Origin of the sequence: Flavobacterium caseinilyticum (genome assembly GCF_004349085.1) — a bacterium.
GTDB classification, from domain to species: Bacteria; Bacteroidota; Bacteroidia; order Flavobacteriales; family Flavobacteriaceae; genus Flavobacterium; species Flavobacterium caseinilyticum.
The window spans coordinates 195,024-214,624 of record NZ_SMFM01000003.1 but is presented as its reverse complement, the minus strand read 5'-3'; the positions used below and the strand labels follow the sequence as shown (position 1 = coordinate 214,624).

The following is a 19,601-nucleotide window of genomic DNA, read 5'->3' as shown; positions in this document are numbered from 1 at the left end:
AAGCTTTTCTTTTTTATAAAACGCCATGAAAGTAGTTAGCATTAGTATATTAGTTTTTATCCTTTTAAGTTTTAGTATTAATCCCATTAAAACCAGAGTTAAGATTACATCAAAAAGTGAAGTAACCATTAAAGGTAAATCAAATGTCAATTCCTTTGAATGTAAGTATGATTCAGATTGTATTGAAGATGAAATTTCAGTTACAGTAACACGAAGTAATACAAAAATACTTTTTGATGGTGCGAAAATTTCCATACAAAGCAAAGGCTTTGATTGCCGACACAAAATGATTACCAAGGATTTTAAAAAAATCTTAAAAGCAGACGATTATTCACATATCGAAATTGATTTAGAAGAATTAGTGACTAATAAAAATGAGATTACTGCTAAAATTTGTGTTGAAATTGCCGGAGTTAAAAAACAATACACAGTTCCTGTTACTTTTGATTCAAAAAAGCGCAATGTAAAAGGAATCTTAAAAATGAACATCAAGGATTTTTATTTACAATCACCCAAAAAGTTATTGGGCATTGTAACACTTAATGATAATGTTGCGATTGATTTTAATTTGTTTTTACAATATTAAAGATTCGTTTTTTAGTTTAAATTGAAGAGCACTTTTTTAAAGTGCTCTTTTTTTATTATGTGATATGCTGATGCTGTGCAAACGGTAAATTACAGCAGAATTAAGTTCAGCAGTAAAAGAATTATTTGGAAAACATTCTTCAAAAATTTTATAGCTATGTTAATTGGTTCCGCAATATCCGCCACTTCGTCAATCATTTTTTTAATGAAAAGGATTTTTTGGCTCGTAATCTGCTGAAAGCTTAGTGCTGTAAAAAACGCTAATTTGGAATCTAGCCTTATTATATTTAAAAACAATATCGCAATTGAAATTCTACAATTATAAATCACAATTACTAATTCGAACATCAATAAATGCGATACAAATCCTTTATAATAAGAACTTTTCACAGTATCTTTGTAATCTGAAATCAGTTTAAATAAAGATAATATTCTGGCGCTAAAATGCCAATAGAAAACAGTAAACTAAAAATGAAATTAGACAGAAAAGAAATTCTTAAAGCTTTAGAAACGATTACTATAGCAGGAGAAGGAAAAAATATGGTGGAGAGTGGCGCAATAGCTAATGTGATAACTTTTGGTGATGAAGTTGTAATAGATTTAGTTTTGCATACGCCAGCAATGCACATTAAGAAACGTGCTGAGGACGATATCAAAAAAACAATTCTTGAATTAGTCTCTGCAGATGCTAAAATCAAAATAAACAGTAAAGTTGAGGTTCCGGATAAGCCAGAAATCAAAGGAAAATCGATACCAGGAATCAAAAATATTATCGGAGTTGCCTCTGGTAAAGGAGGAGTAGGGAAATCTACTGTGACTGCAAATTTAGCGGTATCATTGGCCAAAATGGGTTTTTCAGTTGGGATTCTTGATGCCGATATTTACGGACCGTCTATGCCAATTATGTTTGACGTAGAAAATGAAAAACCAATCTCTGTAACAATAGATGGGAAATCAAAAATGAAACCCGTGGAAAGCTACGAAGTAAAAATTCTTTCAATAGGGTTTTTTACGGCACCAAGTCAAGCGGTAATCTGGAGAGGACCAATGGCTTCTAAAGCTTTGAACCAGATGATTTTTGATGCTGATTGGGGTGAATTGGATTTCATGTTAGTCGATTTGCCTCCGGGAACAGGGGACATTCACCTTTCTATCGTACAATCATTACCAATTACGGGTGTTGTGATTGTAAGCACGCCACAAGCAGTAGCTTTGGCCGATGCCAAAAAAGGAGTTTCGATGTTCATGTCTGAAGCTATAAATGTTCCTGTATTGGGAATTATTGAAAACATGGCATACTTCACACCGGAAGAGTTACCTGAAAATAAATACTATATCTTTGGAAAAGAAGGAGCCAGAAATCTTGCAGAAGATTTAGAAGTTCCATTTCTAGGTGAAGTGCCAATCGTACAATCAATCCGTGAAGCAGGAGATTACGGTCGTCCGGCAGCAATGCAAACCGGTTCTGTTACTCAAACAGTTTTTGAGGAAATTACCAGAAAAGTAGTGCAGGAAGTAGTAAGCAGAAACGAAAATTTACCTGCAACAGAGGCTGTTAAAATTACAACGATGGCCGGTTGTTCAGCAGTAAAAAAATAGAAATTAGAATGTTTGAAATGATTTTTAATCTTTCAATTTTCTAATCTTTCAATATTTAAATAAAGAAAATGACAACAGAAGAATTATTCGTAGAAGTTCAAAAAGCACTTGAAGAAATCAGACCTTTTTTGAATTCTGACGGAGGTGACATCACATTGATTTCCATCGAGGATGACAAACACGTAAAAGTACGTCTAGAGGGAGCATGCACCAGTTGTAGTGTCAACCAAATGACACTTAGAGCCGGAGTGGAAACGACCATCAAAAAGTTTGCACCACAAATAGAAACTGTTGTAAATATCCTGTAAATGATTAGGGCGTGCCCCTTTTAAGAAAAAAGGCTCCTCAACATAACGAGTATTAGCCTTTTTTCTTAAAACGGTCGTGCTATCCGCGCTACTTCGGTAGCCAGCTGCTATCACTCACGCAAATTTGCAAACCCACAACATATAATGTATAACTCATTACTGATTTATGGATGTATTAATAAAAATTAAAGATAGAGAAGGAATAGTTCATGAATTGCAGGCTCCCACAGATATGGCCATGAATATCATGGAATTATGCAAAGCCTACGAACTTCCTGTAGAAGGAACTTGTGGCGGAATGGCTATGTGTGCTTCCTGTCAGTGTTATGTGCTTAACGATGTTGCATTACCTGAAATGGGCGATGACGAAGAAGCAATGCTTTCAGAAGCATTTTACGTAAAATCAAACAGCCGTTTGGGCTGTCAAATCCCAATCACCGAAAGCCTCGAAGGATTAGAACTGGAGTTGGCTCCGGAAAATTAATAAAGAAAGCGTTTGCCTCAGCAAACGCTTTTTTATTTATAATCCTTTAAATCTGTCGGGCCTTCAAGTACTTCCCTAACAACTTGCAGAATTCCATTTTCCTTCGTTTCAATGGACCATTTTATAAGTGTTATAGTTCCGTTTACTATTTCAATTCCGGTAATGCTTCGGGGATGTACGCAGCTTCCGTCGTTAAAGTAAGGTGTTGATTTTTCATTTGGATACGAAAAACTAGGACGATGTGTATGGCCAACAATGGTAATTTTTCGATTGTTATTCTCTATCCATTTTTTTATTCGGAGTTCGATCTTTATACGTTCCACATAATTTTTAGCAGGACTTGTAGGATCGGATATCCCCCAAATCTGAAGTGGTTTCCATAATATACGCACCATGAATCTATTGATTTTCCAGCCTACATAGTTCATAAAATCCGCTTGATGACCATGAGTCAAAAATATTTCCTGTTTGGTTTCCCGATGCAATAAAACAAGAGCTTCATGACATTTAATGCCGGTAAATAAAGGTGCAAGGGTATCGTTTTGGGTGTTTGTGTAAGTTGAAAGCGTTTTTTCTACATGATCTTTATCTCGAAAAGTCATTTCATGATTCCCCCAAATCTTAAGATACCTATTGGAATCGTGAAATTTTTTAAGCAGAAGATACACGTTTTTGTGCGCTTCAAAAATAGTTTTAAAGAAGATATTTTCCCATAATTCATCGCCATCGCCTAATTCGCAATAGGTAAATCCATCGTTATAATATTGGGTCATCGCATGAAAATACACATTTCTATTGCTCGCAAAATCATCAGCAAAGCTATTGTCACTTCGGTGGCAGTCGCTAAAAAGGATAAATTTTGATTGATTGTCAAAAGGAATTCTTTGTGCTTCTTTGTAAGCTCTGGTTAATCGTTCTTGGGAAGACATTTGTTTATTTTAAAAAAATAAAGATATGTAAAAACACCAATGAAAACTGTTTTATAGCATAACTTCTTTGAAATGGGATATTTTTATTTTTGAATTGCTATAGCTGCTTTTGGCAAAATACGTTCTACAAATAAAAAATACGCTAATTCCGAAGGATGCAATCCGTCTTGAGCTACAAGATTAGGATTTGTTAAACCTTGTCTGGTGATATCAGTAATATTTATAAACTCAATTGCGTTGTCGATGCAATACTTTTTGGCGAAAGCATTATACGCATCAATCTCCATAGAAATCCTCGATTGATTTCCTGATCCTTTACCAAAAGGCGTATAAGCATAATCTGGAATAGATACTACAATGACATTGGTCTTATCCCCTTTTGCGAAAGCAATGGCTTTAGTTACTAATTCAGGAAATTCTTTCTCATATAACGAAAAGGGTTTGCTTTGATATTGATTGTTTACACCAATTAGTAAGGTAACCAAATCATAGTCTGACGCTGGATTTTGTAAATTAATCGCCGAAATTAAATTACTCGTTGTCCAGCCTGTTTGCGCGATAATCCTTAAAGGATAAGCGTTATTGGGATTTAAATTACTCAGGCTTTTCTTCAGTTGTTCCGGAAATCTACAAGTTTCACATACACTTTGTCCAATGGTATAACTGTCTCCAAGAGCTAAATAACTAAAGGTTTGATTTTGTGTTTGAGTAACGGTTATGGATACTGGATTGGGTACAGTTGTAGGATTTGTGACTATTGGTGTAGGATTTATTTCAGAAATTGGATTTTCAGTACTGCAACCCACGATGAAAAGGAGTAAAAAGAACGCAACTATTATTTGATATTGTTTTTTCATTATTTTGAAATTAAGAAGGAGTCATTTCTAAATAATAGTTACGTTTATTTGGAAGTATTGGTTTTATGCTACTTCCACTTTCATCATAATAGTTTCTTCAATAGCATCCCAAAGTCCGATTCGTTTTTCCAAAGCTAATTTCGAAACTTCTTCTACATCAGACCATTTTTGTGCATCCGTTCCGCATAGTTCTGTGATCATTTTCATCGCCATCGGTCCGTGTTCGTCAGCATCCAATTCGATGTGTCTTTCAAAATAATAAATGAGTTTACTCAAATCGGTTTGCGGGAAATTTGCTTGAAAATTTTTCAAGATTTCAGTGAACATACTTGGAATTAAATCTTCTCGTCCAAAAGTAAAAGCAGCCGCTATTTCATGAGATTTTCCCTCTTCAATGACTCTGAAAGTAAAGTCTAAAAAAGCTTTGATGTTGGGGTGTAAATTGCTGGTTTTAATCGCAACAAATATGTTTTTAAGCGAATCTACTTCATGCAGAAATTGTTTGATTCCAGCTGTATTTGCATTGCAAGCTTCCATAGCTTCAATATACATTTCATAATGACTTGATCGCTTACCGTCGATCGTTAAATCAGATTCTTCGGCAACTACAATTTCGTTAATTAAATATCTGGTCTCAGGATTTGGTGTGGCAAACCACGGAGTTGTAGTGCAAGTCAATTTAGATTGTAATGCTTTCAATAAAGACATAAAATCCCAAACTGCATAAACATGATTTTCAAGAAAACACTGTAAATCCTCAACGGTTTTTACTTTTTTGTATAGAGAATGTTGTAACAATAGTTCTTTTTGGGGCTGAATGCTATTGTTGATTGTTTCAATATTCATAGGTGGTATTTTTTATGTAAATATAAAAAAGCTTCCTGTTTCCAAGAAGCTTTTACTATCAATTTTATAAATACTTTAATAATCGTTTACTACTATTTAAAAGCTGGGATCCCGGTAATATCCATACCTGTAATCAACAAATGGATGTCATGTGTTCCTTCATATGTAATCACGGATTCTAAATTCATCATGTGTCGCATGATCGAATATTCTCCGGTAATTCCCATTCCACCCAACATCTGTCTGGCTTCACGGGCAATATGAATCGCCATATCTACATTGTTTCTTTTAGCCATTGAGATTTGAGCTGTTGTTGCTTTCCCTTCATTTCTTAAAACTCCTAAACGCCAAGTTAATAATTGTGCTTTGGTGATTTCAGTAATCATTTCGGCTAATTTTTTCTGTTGTAATTGAGTTCCTGCAATCGGTTTGTCAAACTGAATTCTTTCTTTTGCGTAACGTAAAGCGGTATCGTAACAATCCATTGCAGCACCAATAGCGCCCCAGGCAATTCCGTAACGCGCTGAATCAAGACAGCCAAGTGGCGCTCCTAATCCAGATTTATTGGGTAATAAGTTTTCTTTTGGAACTTTAACATTATCAAAAATTAATTCTCCGGTTGAAGAAGCACGAAGAGACCATTTGTTATGGGTTTCTGGAGTAGTAAAGCCTTCCATTCCGCGTTCTACAATTAAACCGTGAATTCTGCCTTCTTCATTTTTTGCCCAAACGATTGCAATATCAGCAAACGGAGCATTTGAAATCCACATTTTTGCACCATTCAATAAATAATGGTCGCCCATATCTTTAAAATTTGTAATCATGCTTCCTGGATCAGAACCATAATTTGGTTCTGTTAATCCAAAACAGCCCATGTATTCGCCGGTAGCTAACTTTGGTAAATATTTTACTCGTTGTTCCTCATTTCCATATTTCCAAATTGGATACATCACTAAAGAAGATTGCACTGATGAAGTAGATCGTACACCAGAATCTCCACGTTCAATTTCCTGCATGATTAAACCGTATGATATTTGGTCTAAACCAGCACCGCCATATTCTTCCGGGATATAAGGACCAAAACCGCCTATTTCGCCCAAACCTTTTATGATTTGTTTTGGGAATTCTGCCTTTTGAGCATATTCCTCTATTATAGGGGAAACTTCTTTTTTTACCCAAGCTCGTGCAGATTCGCGCACTAGTTTGTGTTCTTCCGTTAGTAAATCGTCTAAGTTATAATAATCTGGAGATTGAAATAAGTCTGGTTTCATGGTTTGGTAATTTTAAGTGATGCAAATTTACAGAAAGAAATATAACAAAAGCATTAACAAATGTTATATTTTTCTATTATAATTGAAAATTAAAGGATTTTGCAATCGAAAAAGTAGTTTTTAAAAGCTCAATTTTAATTAAAAATCAGTTTACTAATTTACAATAAAATAATTAGTTGTCATTGGAAATTTGTTTGAAGTAACACAGCTTTAATTTTTAGATGCGATATTGAATTACATCTTCAAATAAAAATCTTTTGTCAACGCAATATATTCTTCAGTATAAATATGTCTTTCGGTTTCAATAACCAATTCATCAATTCGAAAATTCACACTTTCATTTCGGCTAAAAGCCAATAAACTACGTTTGATTTCTGTAGTTGGAGTTCCTTTTACGTGAGTGATTTTTAAGGGATACAACTCATATTCTTTGGCTAAAGCCAAAAAATTTTCTTCTTCTTTGAAAGGAATGATTATAGCGAATATTCCGTTTTCCGAAAGTAATAAATCAGCAGCCTCAATCAAATCTTCAAAAGGCATCGCGTCAGCAAAACGGGCTAAATCGCGCTGCTCGTTATCAGATTTGTAATCATCGGTATAAAAAGGAGGATTAGAAACAATTAAATCATATTCGTCTTCAGGTTCTTCTACAAATTCGTCTAAACCGGCATGAAAACAGAATAAGCGATCACTCCAAGGGGAGTTTTCAAAATTATCTACGGATTGCTCGTAGGCTTCTTCGTCGATTTCCAAAGCATCAATTTGTTCTGCCTTGCTTCTTTGCGCCAGCATTAAAGCGATTACACCTGTTCCTGTTCCAATATCTAAAATGCTAAAAGGATTGTTTTCAATGGGAGTCCAAGCGCCAAGTAAAACACCGTCGGTTCCAATTTTCATGGCACAACGATCTTGTTCAAGAGAGAACTGTTTGAATTGGAATTTAGACAACTTAGATTTTTTAGAATATTAGACAACTTAGATTTTTTCTAAAGTCGCAGACGTTTCTAATAATCTAAAAGCGCAGCGAATCTAAAAATCTTTTAAAGATACATTTCAATAAGCCCTTCTGGTAAATCCATGATTACTTTTTTGTTTTCCCTGTCAATTTTTACAAGGAAATGGTCAATCATTGGAATAAGAATTTCAACATCACCGTTTAAAACTTCAAAAAGAGGCTGGGCAGTAGTATCATTTATGGATTGAATTTTCCCGACAACACCAAGGCGTTTGTCTTCCACTTCAAAACCAATTACTTCATGGAAGTAGAATTTATTGCCAGTAAGTTTTGGCAACATTTTTAAAGGAAGATAAATGGCGTTGCCTATAATAGCATCGGCATCTTCTTCGGTGTTCATGTCTTCAAAACGAATACGGAGAAAGTCGTTTTTATGCAATGAACTGCTTTCAATAAAAAAAGGAACCAAGTGTTTGTTGCATTCAACAAACACTGATTCCAAGTTTTCGTATAACTCAGGTTCGTCCGTGTCTAAATAGGCAAGAACTTCTCCTTTGAAACTAAATTTTTTAGCGATTTTACCTAAGTAGAAACAATCTTCTTTACGCATCGTCGCCTTCTAAAATTATGCTTCAGTTGTTTCGTTATTTTCTTCTGCAGCAGGAGCTTCTTCAGCTTCAACTTCAGCAACTTCTTCTTCAACAGCTGGAGTTGCAGCAGCGATAGCATCAGCTTCTGCTTGAGCAGCTGCAGCTAAACGTTTAGCGTTAACATCTTGTTCTGCTTTGAAAGCTTTAGCTTTAACATCAGCTTGTGCTTTAGTTAAACCTTCTTTTTTAGCATCAACTTTTCCAGATTTTGCATCTAACCAATCCGCTAATTTTGCATCAGCTTGTTCTTGAGTTAAAGCTCCTTTACGGATACCACCATCAAGGTGATGTTTCAATAAAGCTCCTTTGTAAGAAAGAATTGCTTTTGCAGTATCAGTTGGTTGAGCACCATTGTGCAACCATTTTACTGCGCTATCAAGGTTTAAGTCGATAGTTGCTGGGTTTGTGTTTGGATTGTAAGTACCAATTTTCTCTAGGTATTTACCATCTCTTTTTGAGCGTGCATCTGCAGCTACAACCCAGTAAAAAGGTTTTCCTTTTTTACCGTGTCTTTGTAATCTAATTTTTACTGACATAATCTTATGATTAAATTTTGAGGTACTCGACCTCGATTAATTAAGGATGCAAAGATACATCTTTTATTGATAATTGCTAATTCAGTATGTATTTTGATATTCGATAATAGCCGTAGGAGGCATTAATTGTGTTTTTTTTGGATTCATTCATATTTTTCAGGGATATTAGCGTACTTTTGGTTGTTGTAAAAGATTTGTAGTATGAAAAAATATTTTCTTTTTATTGCCGTGATTTTTATTTTAGTTTCTTGTCAGGAGGATGTTACTTTTAACAATCCTTCGATCCAAGGAATGAAAGAAAATGTGTTTTGGAGAGCTGTTCAGTCTAAAGCAACGTTAGCTCCAGATGGCTCATTAGTGATTGAAGCCTACACAAGGAATGAAATTTTATCTTTAAAGGTTACTTCGACTAAAGCTCAAGGCTATGTACTAGGTACCAGTGAGTCCAAAAAAGCGGTTTACGTTGTCACTGATGCAGCAGGCGCCATCACTACTTTTTCTACGGGGAATGGAATTGGGGATGGGCAAATTATCATAACAGAATATGATGATATAAACAAAACCGTAACAGGGACATTTCGATTTAATGCGAAGAACACCAATAACAATTCATTAGCGGGTCCTATTCTAAATTTTCAGAACGGTGTTTTTTATAAAGTTCCAGTAAATTCAAATGTTCCATAGAAATAATATAAATTAAATTTGTAAAGACTTCATTTAGACTCTTTGCAATACTCTTTTTTATTTTGATTTTAAAATAAAAAACATAAATAAGCTAATATATAGTAGATTAGAAAAAAAAATAAGTACATTTGTTTTATTATTTAAATAAGTACATATGAATATTTTTGTTGGAAGTCTTCCATTCAGTATTGAGGAAGCAGATTTAAGAGAGTCTTTCGAGGCTTACGGAGCAGTTGATTCAGTTAAAATTATTACTGATAAATTCACTGGAAGAAGTAAAGGATTTGGTTTTGTTGAGATGCCAAATGATGACGAAGCTCAAAAAGCTATTGACGAATTGAATGGTGCTACTGTTCAAGGACGTGCAATTGTAGTAAACAAATCTGAGCCAAAACCAGAAGGCGAAAGAAGAAGTTTTAACAATAACAGTCGTGGTGGAGATTCACGCGGTGGTTATGGTGGTGGAAACAGCCGTGGTGGAGAAAACCGTGGTGGTGGAAACAGAGGTGGATATTAATATTTTTCTCTACAACTATAAAAAAAGGTGTCAATTTATTGACACCTTTTTTATTTGTTAAAATATTTTACTGTCGGAGATGCGTTAATTTTGCCATTCCGATTGCTTTCAATCGTAATGAAAAAACTTGGGATAAAAATATTTTTTTACTTTCAGCTTTCTCTGGCCTGCGTTCGACTAATTTTAATGGCATCTTGCCTACTAGATTTATAAATAAGCAGCTTAAGTGAAATTCAACATTTTCTGAGTTGCTATAATTGCGGCAACCGTTTGGTCTGAATCCAGTCCCCTGGTTTTGAATTCTTTTTCATTATTTGTCCAAGTTATTATGGTTTCACACAACGCATCTGAACTACTTCCTGGAGGAATTCGCACGGCATAATCGATTAGCTTAGGCAGTTCTAGATTTTTGCTTTTGTATATTTTCGCTAAAGCGTTCATAAAAGCATCGAATTGCCCGTCGCCTTGCGCATGTTCTTCAATGATTTCACCATCTATTTTTAAAGATAAAGTGGTGGATGGGCGCAATCCTTTAGCGTGAGACAGTATGTAGGACTCGACAACGACTTTTTCCTGATAGGTTTGGCTATCCAAAACATCAGAGATAATATAAGGCAAATCTTCTTTAGTAACCATTTCTTTTTTATCCCCTAATTCGATAATTCTTTGGGTAACTAATTTTAAATCTTCTGGATTTAATTTTAATCCTAATTCCTGAAGATTTTTTTCGATGTTGGCTTTTCCTGATGTTTTTCCAAGAGCATACTTTCTTTTTCTTCCAAAACGTTCCGGAAGTAAATCATTAAAATATAAGTTGTTTTTATTGTCACCATCAGCGTGAATACCGGCAGTTTGGGTAAATACATTGTCACCAACGATAGGTTTGTTTGCCGGAATTCTATAACCGGTAAAAGTCTCCACTAATTTACTGACGGAATATAATGATGATTCTTTTACACCGATTTCTATTTGTGGAAAAAAGTCATTGATTACAGCAACAGTACTTTCAAGTGGCGCATTTCCAGCCCGTTCTCCCATTCCGTTTACGGTTACATGAAGTCCATGAATACCAGCTTTAACGGCTTCCATTACATTAGCGATACTTAAATCATAGTCGTTGTGTGCATGAAAATCAAAATGGGTGTTTGGGTATCTTACTATTATTTTCGAAATAAATTCAAAAGTTTCAGAAGGAATCAAAACGCCTAAAGTATCCGGTAACAAAACTCTTTTTATAGGTTGTTTGGTCAAAAAATCTAGATACTGAAACACATATTCAGGGGAATTGCGCATTCCGTTACTCCAATCTTCTAAATATACATTTGTTTCAATATTATTTTCCTGAGCCAAAGTTATGGCTTGAGCAATTTCGCAAAAATGTTGTTCAGGTGTTTTTTTTAACTGATGGGTCAAATGATTCAAAGATCCTTTGGTCAATAAATTCTGAACCTTTGCACCAGTTTTTTTCATCCAATCTATGGAAAGTCCGCCATCGACAAAGGTTAAAACTTCAATTCTATTGGAGTAATTTTTTTCGTTAGCCCAATTCATTATTCCTTTCACACCGTGAAATTCCCCTTCGCTCACGCGTGCAGAAGCAATTTCGATTCTGTCAATATTTAATTCTTCCAGCAATAATTGCGCAATGGTTAGTTTTTCTGCAGCAGAAAATGATACTCCCGAGGTTTGTTCACCATCACGGAGTGTCGTATCCATTATTTCAATTTTTCTTTTTTCCATTATAAATTTGATGCTAAAAGCTGTTTTTCTTCAGTAATTTGAAGTTGTATTATTGTTTTTTTAGTAAGGAAGTTTGTCAGCAAATCCAACAATCTCTTCTTTGATGTTTTGCAAATAATCAATATCATCGAAACCGTTGACCATATTGTCTTTTTTATAACCAGAAATATCAAAAGATTCTTTTTGACCAGTTGCTAATAAAGTAATAGTTTGTTCCGGAAGATTGATTTCCAATTCTGTTTTTGGATCCGCTTCTATAGCCTTGAAAATTGTGTCGGCGAATTCTGGACTCACTTGTACTGGTAAAACACCAATGTTTAAGCAGTTTCCTTTAAAGATATCAGCAAAGAAACTAGAAACAACAGCGCGAAAGCCATAATCATAAACTGCCCAAGCTGCGTGTTCTCTTGACGAACCCGAACCAAAGTTTTTTCCGCCAACTAATATTTTTCCACTGTAAGTTGCGTCATTCAAAACGAAGTCTGCTTTTGGAGTGCCATCTCCGTTGTATCTCCAGTCACGGAAAAGATTGTCTCCAAAACCAACACGTTCGGTTGCTTTTAAGAAACGTGCAGGGATTATTTGATCGGTATCCACATTTTCTATTGGTAGTGGTACTGCACTACTGGTTAGGATGTTAAATTTATCGTATGCCATTGTGATTTATGATTTTTGATTAACGATTTATGATTTTTGATTTACCGGGAGGAAAATATAATCATAAACGTTAATATTATTTTGTGTAATGTAAATTGTCTATTCTAATATGAATGATGTTAAAGAGATCTGTTATTTGTGGACTAGCGAAATCTGAATTCAGAAATCGTTAATCTTCAATCTGAAATCTTTTAAAACAAATCTCTAGGGTCTGTCAATACTCCTGTAACTGCAGCAGCAGCGGCCATAATTGGACTTGCCAATAATGTTCTTGAACCAGGACCTTGACGACCTTCGAAGTTTCTGTTGGATGTACTTACTGCATATTTTCCTGCAGGAACTTTATCATCGTTCATTGCTAAACAAGCGGAACAACCCGGCTGACGCAAAACAAAACCAGCTTTGGTAAGAATATCCAAAAGCCCTTCTTCTTTTATTTGTGCTTCTACAACGTGAGATCCCGGAACTAACCAAGCCGTAACATTATCTGCTTTTTGTCGCCCTTTTACAATTTCTGTAAAAGCTCTGAAATCTTCGATTCTACCATTAGTACAACTTCCCAAGAAAACAAAATCAATTGGTTTGCCAATCATTACGTCATTTTCTTCAAAGCCCATGTAAGCCAAAGACTTTTTGTAGGTTTCCTCGCCACCTTCCACTTGGTTGGCATTCGGGATGTTTTTTGAGATACCAATTCCCATTCCTGGATTCGTACCATAAGTAATCATTGGTTCAATATCTGCAGCGTCAATGTTTAATTCTGCATCAAAAACAGCATCAGCATCTGTTTTAAGTGTTTTCCAATATTCAACTGCTTTTGTCCAGGCTTCGCCTTTTGGAGTGTATAATCTTCCTTCTAAGAAATCAAATGTTTTTTGGTCAGGAGCAATCATACCACCACGAGCACCCATTTCGATACTCAAGTTGCAAACAGTCATACGACCTTCCATCGACATATCTTCAAAAACATTTCCAGCATATTCTGCAAAATAACCGGTACCTCCAGAAGTAGTCAATTGAGAAATAATATAAAGTGCAACGTCTTTTGGACCCACACCTTTGCTTAATTTACCATTTACGGTGATACGCATTTTCTTTGGTTTTGGCTGCATAATACATTGTGTAGCCATAACCATTTCAACCTCCGAAGTTCCGATACCAAAAGCAATAGCACCAAAAGCACCATGCGTAGAAGTATGAGAATCTCCACAAACAATAGTGGCACCGGGTAAAGTGATTCCGTTTTCAGGACCTACCACGTGTACAATTCCATTTTTTTTATGACCTAATCCCCAGTGAGAAATACCATATTCTGCGGCGTTATCTTCCAAAGCTTTTAGCTGGTTAGCAGATAATGCATCTTGAACCGGTAAATGTTGATTTATAGTTGGCGTGTTGTGATCGGCAGTAGCAAAAGTACGCTCTGGATATAATACTGAAATTCCTCTTTCTTTTAAACCTAAAAAAGCTACAGGACTAGTAACTTCATGGATGAAATGACGGTCAATAAAAAACACGTCTGGTCCATCTTCAATTTTACGCACCACGTGCGAATCCCATACTTTGTCAAATAATGTAGTACTCATTTTAATATATTTTTAATGTATTTTTTTATAGCCAAGTTGACTAAGATGATAACAATGAAAGCAAAACTAAAAAAAGAATCAAATCTATATTTTTGAATATTTGATTATATACGATACCCAAAGTACGATTTAAACAGTTTACGGTTTCCGATTAAGTATTGACAGCTTAATTGTCTAATTTTAATTTGGTTTTGTTTCGTTTTTAATCCTCTTTTTTTATAGTTTAAGAGCTTTCTTTAAAACTATTAATTCATTAATTTTTTGTGTAAAAAATCAATTTTGTTTATTACAAATAAAGAAATCGCATTAATTATTAAATAATTGTCAATGTTATAAACAGAAATTGCTCTTTTAAAGAGTACTTATTTAGTCTTTTAATTTAGACTTTTTAGAATTATTTTGAGTCATAGAATTTAATTTACTTTGATTAAATACTACGACATCCAAAAAAAAGATAACTGGTAAATTTGTATTTTTAGTTTAGCAATTTGAAGATGATTGTGTGAATTCGGAAATGGGAAATATAAGAGAATGCGTTATAAAAAGAGTATAAATTTTTCTTCTATTATTTGATTACCACAGTTCCTTTTTTAGCTAAAAAAAGCATAAATTTGAAATTCATTTTTTGCTACAATTATTAATTTTAAAGTGTTTAAAACCAGTTAAATACACAGTCTGAATCTATGGGTTTAGGCACCCTTCCCTGCGGGGAGGGCTGGGGAGGGGATTTATGTACTTAATATTCGATACCGAAACTACAGGATTACCAAAGCGTTGGGGTGCACCCATTTCAGATACGGATAACTGGCCGCGTTGTATTCAAATCGCTTGGCAGTTGCACGATGATATGGGAAAACTCATCGAGCATCAAGACTATTTGGTCAAGCCCGAAGGTTTTAATATTCCGTATGACGCGGAACGAATTCACGGTATTTCGACTGAATTGGCGGAAGCCGATGGTATTTCGTTGGCGGAAGTTTTAGAGAAATTCAATATCGCTTTAGGCAAAGCTAAATTCATTGTGGGTCAGAATTTAGGTTTTGACATCAATATTATGGGTAGCGAATTTTATAGAATGGGTGTTGAAAGCCAAATGAGTTCCATGCCTATTTTAGATACCTGTACTGAAGTTACCGCTTCTTTACTGAAATTACCGGGAGGTCGAGGAGGAAAATTTAAATTGCCTACGTTAACGGAATTACACTCATATCTTTTTAATAAACCTTTTGGCGAAGCACACAACGCTACTGCCGATGTGGAGGCAACCACGCGTTGTTTTTTGGAGTTAATTCGTCGTGATGTTTTTACAAAAGAGGAACTCGATGTTCCAGCCAGTTATTTTCAGGACTTTCAAAGTAAGAATCCAAGTGAGATTAAGCTCATTGGTTTAAAACATATTAATCTGAAGGAAGCTTCGGATAAAATTCGCCAGCAGTTTGGCGAAAAACAAGCTCCTGCGGTTTCCAGAGCAGAACTTTCTGAGAATAAAAAGGTGCTTGTTGATACGCAGTTCGTTCATTTGCACAATCATACGCAGTTCTCGGTGTTGCAATCGACGATTAGTATTGCGGCATTGGTAAAAGCGGCGGCACAACAAAAAATGCCTGCGGTTGCCATGACGGATCATGCGAATTTGATGGGTGCTTTTCATTTTGTCCGTGATATTTTATACCATAATAAAGCGGCTGAAGCCAAAAATAAAGCGGCAATAGAAAATGGCGAGGAACCTACCGAAGTACCGATGAAGCCAATTGTGGGTTGCGAATTTTTCGTATGTGAAGACCACACAAACAAAAAAGTTAAGGACAATGGGTACCAAATAGTCCTTTTGGCGAAGACCAAAAAAGGCTATCATAATTTGGCTAAAATGTCTTCCATCGCTTACACGGAAGGATTTTATTATGTGCCAAGAATCGACCGAAAAGTTATTCAGCAATTCAAAGAAGATATTATTGTTTTGTCTGGAAATTTGTATGGTGAAATCCCAAATAAGATTTTGAATATTGGTGAAAACCAAGCCGAAGAAGCTTTGATTTGGTGGAAAAACGAATTCAAGGAAGATTTTTACATTGAGGTGATGCGTCACAATCAGGAAGATGAAAATCGGGTGAATGCGTCTTTAATTTCATTGGCCAGAAAGCATGAGGTCAAAATTATTGCGACAAACAATACCTTTTATATAGACAAGGAAAATTCGAATGCACACGATATTTTGCTTTGTGTGCGTGATGGCGAAAAGCAGACAACACCAATAGGCCGTGGTCGCGGCTATCGTTACGGATTGCCTAATCAGGAATACTATTTCAAGTCGGGAGACGAAATGAAACAGCTTTTCGCAAATTTGCCGGAAGCGATTTCCAATATTTCGGAGATTGTGGACAAGATTGAAATTTTCGATTTGGCACGGGAGGTTTTGCTCCCAAAATTTGAAATCCCGGTTGAATTCAATAATCCGGAAGATGTAGTCGATGGTGGAGTACGAGGAGAAAATGCGTATTTGAGGCATCTTACTTTTGAAGGAGCAAGAAGACGATATCCCGTAATTACTGAAGAAATCCAGGAACGATTGGATTTTGAATTGTTAACCATTTCCAATTCTGGGTATCCGGGATATTTCCTGATTGTACAGGATTTAATTGCCGAAGCGAGAAGCATGGGAGTTTCTGTAGGGCCAGGAAGGGGATCTGCTGCGGGTTCGGTGGTGGCGTATTGTTTGAAAATTACCAACATTGACCCGTTGATGTACAACCTGCTTTTTGAGCGTTTCCTGAATCCGGATCGTGTGTCATTACCCGATATTGATATTGATTTTGATGATGAAGGACGAAGCAGTGTGATGGATTATGTGATCAGGAAATACGGATCAAAACAAGTGGCGCAAATTATCACCTATGGTAAAATGGCCACGAAATCAGCGATTCGAGATACCGCTCGTGTGTTGGATTTGCCGTTATTTGAAGCCGATAAAATTGCAAAATTGATTCCGGGAATGATGCCTTCCAAATGGAATTTGGCTCGTTTTTTAAATGAAAAAGAAGATGTCATTAAAAAGGCGGTTCGTCCGGAAGAATACGATAAAATAAAAGAATTAATAGGTCTTGCTAATGAAGACGATTTGGGTGGAGAAACCATTCAGCAAGCTAAAGTTTTAGAAGGAAACTTAAGGAATACAGGTATTCACGCGTGTGGAGTGATTATTACGCCCAGCGATATTACGAATTTTGTTCCTGTGGCTACCGCGAAAGATTCTGATTTGTATGTAACCCAATTTGACAACTCAGTGGTGGAAAGTGCCGGTTTATTAAAGATGGATTTTTTGGGTTTGAAAACCCTGACTTTGATAAAAGATACGGTCAAATTAGTAAAATACAGAAGTAATATTGATCTCGATCCAGACACATTTCCAATTGATGATTTAAAGACATACGAGCTTTTTCAACGTGGAGAAACGGTGGGAATTTTTCAGTATGAAAGTGCCGGAATGCAGAAATACATGAAGGAGTTGAAACCAACGGTTTTTCCCGATTTGATTGCGATGAATGCGTTGTATCGTCCGGGGCCGATTGCTTACATTCCGAGTTTCGTTAAGCGAAAAAACGGTGAAGAGGAAATTATTTATGACCTTGATGCCTGTGAAGAATTACTGAAAGATACTTACGGAATTACCGTTTACCAAGAACAAGTAATGCTTTTATCCCAAAAACTGGCGGATTTCTCCAAAGGTGATGCCGATGTTTTGCGTAAAGCGATGGGAAAAAAACAAAAGGATGTTTTAGATAAAATGAAACCTAAATTTATCAGTCAGGCTGCAGCCAAAGGGCATCCCGAAGATAAGTTGGAGAAAATCTGGAAAGACTGGGAAGCCTTTGCGGAATACGCCTTTAATAAATCACACTCGACTTGTTACGCTTGGATTGCATACCAAACCGCTTATTTAAAAGCCAATTATCCAGCTGAATATATGGCTGCAGTATTGTCCAATAACATGAGTGATATTAAGCAGGTTTCGTTTTTCATGGAGGAATGCAAACGAATGGGATTACAAGTTTTAGGACCTGATGTAAACGAGTCTTTTTATAAATTCACCGTTAACGATGATTATGCGGTGCGTTTTGGAATGGGAGCTGTAAAAGGTGTGGGTTCTGGAGCTGTGGCAACAATTGTGGAGAATAGAAAAGACGGAAGATATAAATCGATTTTTGATTTAACCAAGCGTATTGATTTGCGTGCGGCGAATAAAAAAGCATTAGAGAATCTGGTTTTGGCTGGAGGTTTCGATTCATTTTTAGGAACAACACGAGCGCAATATTTTCATGATGATGGCGACGGAATCACGTTTTATGAAAAAGCGATTCGGTATGGGTCAAAATTTCAGGAGAACGAAAACTCATCACAAGTAAGTTTGTTTGGTGATGCCAGCGAAGTGCAAATCGCTGAACCGATTGTGCCGCCTTGCGAGGACTGGAGTACGATGGAAAAATTATCAAGGGAAAAAGAGGTTGTTGGAATTTATATTTCGGGTCATCCGCTGGACGATTTTAGATTTGAAATGAAATATTTTTGTAATGCGAAGCTGGAAGCGCTCAGAAATATGGAAATGTATTTGGGCAAAAGCTTGACATTTGCAGGGATTGTAAGCAATTTTCAGCGCAGAACGGCAAAGAATGGAAAAGATTGGGCGATTTTTACTTTAGAAGGATTTGATGAGAGTTTTGAGTTCAAGATTTTTGGTGAGGAATATTTAAAATTCTATCATTTTTTATATAACAATCAATTTGTATTTATAAAAATAGTAATAAAGGAAGGTTGGGTCAATCAGGACACCGGTAAAAAAAGTGAACCAAGAATGCAGTTTACAGAAGTGAAACAATTGCAGGATGTACTGTCGACATTTGCTAAAAAACTGATTTTATATTTGAATATTAAAGATTTGCAAACGGATTTCATCCATAAATTAAGTCACCTTTTTCAAGAAAATAAAGGTGATAACTCAGTGTCTTTTGAAATTATGGAATTGGAGAAAACCAAACGACTAGTTGAGGTGGTTCCAGAGATACTAGAAAAAGATGAAGATGTTTTTGTTGATGAAAATGAAGACTCAGAAACAGAATTATTACAAATTTCGGAAATAAATACTGTGGCAAAAATAGAGGAAATCGAAGAAATAAAAGTGGTTACAAAACTAACAATGCCAAGTAGAAAACTGAAAATTAAGATTTCGAATGAATTGTTGGTAGAATTAGAGAAGATGCAAATTAAATTTAAATTGAATTAAGAGCGTCAAGTACAGTCCTGATAGAGACTGCGTGTTAAAAGGGTTGCAAGTTTAGCTAAATGTAAAAAAAAATGTGTCTAAATAATGATTGGTAATACATTCATAGTCAAAACTAATTTGGG

17 protein-coding genes are annotated in these 19,601 nt (G+C 35.6%); 7 read left to right on the top strand and 10 right to left on the bottom strand.

Annotation, left to right across the window (positions count from 1 at the left end):
- Positions 1 to 25 precede the first annotated feature (25 nt).
- From E0F89_RS09395 to E0F89_RS09380, 4 genes are all read left to right on the top strand, one after another.
- Positions 26 to 586 (top strand): YceI family protein, encoded by a 561-nt coding sequence (locus tag E0F89_RS09395; protein ID WP_131909541.1) that lies wholly within the window; start codon positions 26 to 28, stop codon positions 584 to 586.
- Positions 587 to 1,056: 470 nt separating this feature from the next.
- Positions 1,057 to 2,184 carry an Mrp/NBP35 family ATP-binding protein gene (locus tag E0F89_RS09390; protein ID WP_131909540.1) on the top strand — a complete coding sequence of 376 codons (1,128 nt, stop codon included), beginning with the start codon at positions 1,057 to 1,059 and terminating at the stop codon, positions 2,182 to 2,184.
- A gap of 68 nt (positions 2,185 to 2,252) precedes the next feature.
- Positions 2,253 to 2,492: a NifU family protein gene (locus E0F89_RS09385; RefSeq protein WP_113636516.1), complete on the top strand. Its 240-nt coding sequence runs from the start codon at positions 2,253 to 2,255 to the stop codon at positions 2,490 to 2,492.
- Between the two features lie 166 nt (positions 2,493 to 2,658).
- Positions 2,659 to 2,976 (top strand): 2Fe-2S iron-sulfur cluster-binding family protein, encoded by a 318-nt coding sequence (locus E0F89_RS09380; RefSeq protein WP_131909539.1) that lies wholly within the window; start codon positions 2,659 to 2,661, stop codon positions 2,974 to 2,976.
- Positions 2,977 to 3,008: 32 nt separating this feature from the next.
- On the opposite strand, the gene E0F89_RS09375 is transcribed toward E0F89_RS09380, so the two are convergent.
- From E0F89_RS09375 to E0F89_RS09345, 7 genes are all read right to left on the bottom strand, one after another.
- Positions 3,009 to 3,905, bottom strand: a complete 897-nt coding sequence (locus tag E0F89_RS09375; RefSeq protein WP_131909538.1) for a serine/threonine protein phosphatase — start codon at positions 3,903 to 3,905, stop codon at positions 3,009 to 3,011.
- 83 nt (positions 3,906 to 3,988) lie between these two features.
- Complete coding sequence (locus E0F89_RS09370; RefSeq protein WP_131909537.1) at positions 3,989 to 4,762, bottom strand: SGNH/GDSL hydrolase family protein; 774 nt, start codon at positions 4,760 to 4,762, stop codon at positions 3,989 to 3,991.
- Between the two features lie 63 nt (positions 4,763 to 4,825).
- On the bottom strand, positions 4,826 to 5,608 hold the full coding sequence (locus E0F89_RS09365; RefSeq protein WP_131909536.1) for a DUF3050 domain-containing protein: 783 nt from the start codon (positions 5,606 to 5,608) through the stop codon (positions 4,826 to 4,828).
- Positions 5,609 to 5,700: 92 nt separating this feature from the next.
- On the bottom strand, positions 5,701 to 6,879 hold the full coding sequence (locus tag E0F89_RS09360) for an acyl-CoA dehydrogenase family protein (protein ID WP_131909535.1): 1,179 nt from the start codon (positions 6,877 to 6,879) through the stop codon (positions 5,701 to 5,703).
- A gap of 234 nt (positions 6,880 to 7,113) precedes the next feature.
- Positions 7,114 to 7,776, bottom strand: coding sequence for a tRNA1(Val) (adenine(37)-N6)-methyltransferase (locus E0F89_RS09355; RefSeq protein WP_131909598.1), 663 nt, complete (start codon positions 7,774 to 7,776; stop codon positions 7,114 to 7,116).
- Between the two features lie 143 nt (positions 7,777 to 7,919).
- Positions 7,920 to 8,444 (bottom strand): ribosome maturation factor RimM, encoded by a 525-nt coding sequence (gene rimM, locus E0F89_RS09350; RefSeq protein WP_103998370.1) that lies wholly within the window; start codon positions 8,442 to 8,444, stop codon positions 7,920 to 7,922.
- A 15-nt stretch (positions 8,445 to 8,459) separates the two neighbouring features.
- Positions 8,460 to 9,020, bottom strand: a complete 561-nt coding sequence (locus tag E0F89_RS09345; RefSeq protein ID WP_131909534.1) for a 30S ribosomal protein S16 — start codon at positions 9,018 to 9,020, stop codon at positions 8,460 to 8,462.
- A gap of 201 nt (positions 9,021 to 9,221) precedes the next feature.
- Here E0F89_RS09345 and E0F89_RS09340 point away from each other — a divergent pair, with 201 nt between their 5' ends.
- Together E0F89_RS09340 and E0F89_RS09335 are read left to right on the top strand one after the other, a co-directional pair.
- On the top strand, positions 9,222 to 9,704 hold the full coding sequence (locus E0F89_RS09340) for a DUF6252 family protein (protein ID WP_131909533.1): 483 nt from the start codon (positions 9,222 to 9,224) through the stop codon (positions 9,702 to 9,704).
- 154 nt (positions 9,705 to 9,858) lie between these two features.
- A complete protein-coding gene (locus E0F89_RS09335) occupies positions 9,859 to 10,221 on the top strand; it encodes an RNA recognition motif domain-containing protein (RefSeq protein ID WP_066079550.1) in 363 nt (120 codons plus the stop codon).
- A gap of 222 nt (positions 10,222 to 10,443) precedes the next feature.
- Here the strand turns inward: E0F89_RS09335 and E0F89_RS09330 are convergent, their stop codons facing one another.
- From E0F89_RS09330 to leuC, 3 genes are all read right to left on the bottom strand, one after another.
- Positions 10,444 to 11,961, bottom strand: a complete 1,518-nt coding sequence (locus E0F89_RS09330; protein WP_131909532.1) for an alpha-isopropylmalate synthase regulatory domain-containing protein — start codon at positions 11,959 to 11,961, stop codon at positions 10,444 to 10,446.
- Between the two features lie 60 nt (positions 11,962 to 12,021).
- Positions 12,022 to 12,618 carry a 3-isopropylmalate dehydratase small subunit gene (gene leuD / locus E0F89_RS09325; RefSeq protein WP_131909531.1) on the bottom strand — a complete coding sequence of 199 codons (597 nt, stop codon included), beginning with the start codon at positions 12,616 to 12,618 and terminating at the stop codon, positions 12,022 to 12,024.
- Between the two features lie 191 nt (positions 12,619 to 12,809).
- Positions 12,810 to 14,204 (bottom strand): 3-isopropylmalate dehydratase large subunit, encoded by a 1,395-nt coding sequence (leuC, locus tag E0F89_RS09320; RefSeq protein WP_131909530.1) that lies wholly within the window; start codon positions 14,202 to 14,204, stop codon positions 12,810 to 12,812.
- Positions 14,205 to 14,934: 730 nt separating this feature from the next.
- Between leuC and dnaE the strand changes: the two genes are divergently transcribed.
- The gene (gene dnaE / locus E0F89_RS09315; RefSeq protein WP_131909529.1) at positions 14,935 to 19,479 is read left to right on the top strand and encodes a DNA polymerase III subunit alpha; all 4,545 of its coding nucleotides are present in this window, start codon (positions 14,935 to 14,937) and stop codon (positions 19,477 to 19,479) included.
- Positions 19,480 to 19,601: the final 122 nt, after the last annotated feature.

What these genes read in the sequence shown, in the direction of transcription:
- E0F89_RS09360 (WP_131909535.1), bottom strand. Translation starts at nt 6,879, where the DNA reads ATGAAACCAGACTTATTTCAATCTCCAGATTATTATAACTTAGACGAT.
- leuC (WP_131909530.1), bottom strand. Translation starts at nt 14,204, where the DNA reads ATGAGTACTACATTATTTGACAAAGTATGGGATTCGCACGTGGTGCGT.
- E0F89_RS09380 (WP_131909539.1), top strand. Translation starts at nt 2,659, where the DNA reads ATGGATGTATTAATAAAAATTAAAGATAGAGAAGGAATAGTTCATGAA.
- rimM (WP_103998370.1), bottom strand. Translation starts at nt 8,444, where the DNA reads ATGCGTAAAGAAGATTGTTTCTACTTAGGTAAAATCGCTAAAAAATTT.
- E0F89_RS09345 (WP_131909534.1), bottom strand. Translation starts at nt 9,020, where the DNA reads ATGTCAGTAAAAATTAGATTACAAAGACACGGTAAAAAAGGAAAACCT.
- E0F89_RS09385 (WP_113636516.1), top strand. Translation starts at nt 2,253, where the DNA reads ATGACAACAGAAGAATTATTCGTAGAAGTTCAAAAAGCACTTGAAGAA.
- leuD (WP_131909531.1), bottom strand. Translation starts at nt 12,618, where the DNA reads ATGGCATACGATAAATTTAACATCCTAACCAGTAGTGCAGTACCACTA.
- E0F89_RS09375 (WP_131909538.1), bottom strand. Translation starts at nt 3,905, where the DNA reads ATGTCTTCCCAAGAACGATTAACCAGAGCTTACAAAGAAGCACAAAGA.
- E0F89_RS09340 (WP_131909533.1), top strand. Translation starts at nt 9,222, where the DNA reads ATGAAAAAATATTTTCTTTTTATTGCCGTGATTTTTATTTTAGTTTCT.
- E0F89_RS09335 (WP_066079550.1), top strand. Translation starts at nt 9,859, where the DNA reads ATGAATATTTTTGTTGGAAGTCTTCCATTCAGTATTGAGGAAGCAGAT.
- E0F89_RS09370 (WP_131909537.1), bottom strand. Translation starts at nt 4,762, where the DNA reads ATGAAAAAACAATATCAAATAATAGTTGCGTTCTTTTTACTCCTTTTC.
- E0F89_RS09365 (WP_131909536.1), bottom strand. Translation starts at nt 5,608, where the DNA reads ATGAATATTGAAACAATCAACAATAGCATTCAGCCCCAAAAAGAACTA.
- E0F89_RS09330 (WP_131909532.1), bottom strand. Translation starts at nt 11,961, where the DNA reads ATGGAAAAAAGAAAAATTGAAATAATGGATACGACACTCCGTGATGGT.
- E0F89_RS09355 (WP_131909598.1), bottom strand. Translation starts at nt 7,776, where the DNA reads ATGAAAATTGGAACCGACGGTGTTTTACTTGGCGCTTGGACTCCCATT.
- E0F89_RS09390 (WP_131909540.1), top strand. Translation starts at nt 1,057, where the DNA reads ATGAAATTAGACAGAAAAGAAATTCTTAAAGCTTTAGAAACGATTACT.
- E0F89_RS09395 (WP_131909541.1), top strand. Translation starts at nt 26, where the DNA reads ATGAAAGTAGTTAGCATTAGTATATTAGTTTTTATCCTTTTAAGTTTT.
- dnaE (WP_131909529.1), top strand. Translation starts at nt 14,935, where the DNA reads ATGTACTTAATATTCGATACCGAAACTACAGGATTACCAAAGCGTTGG.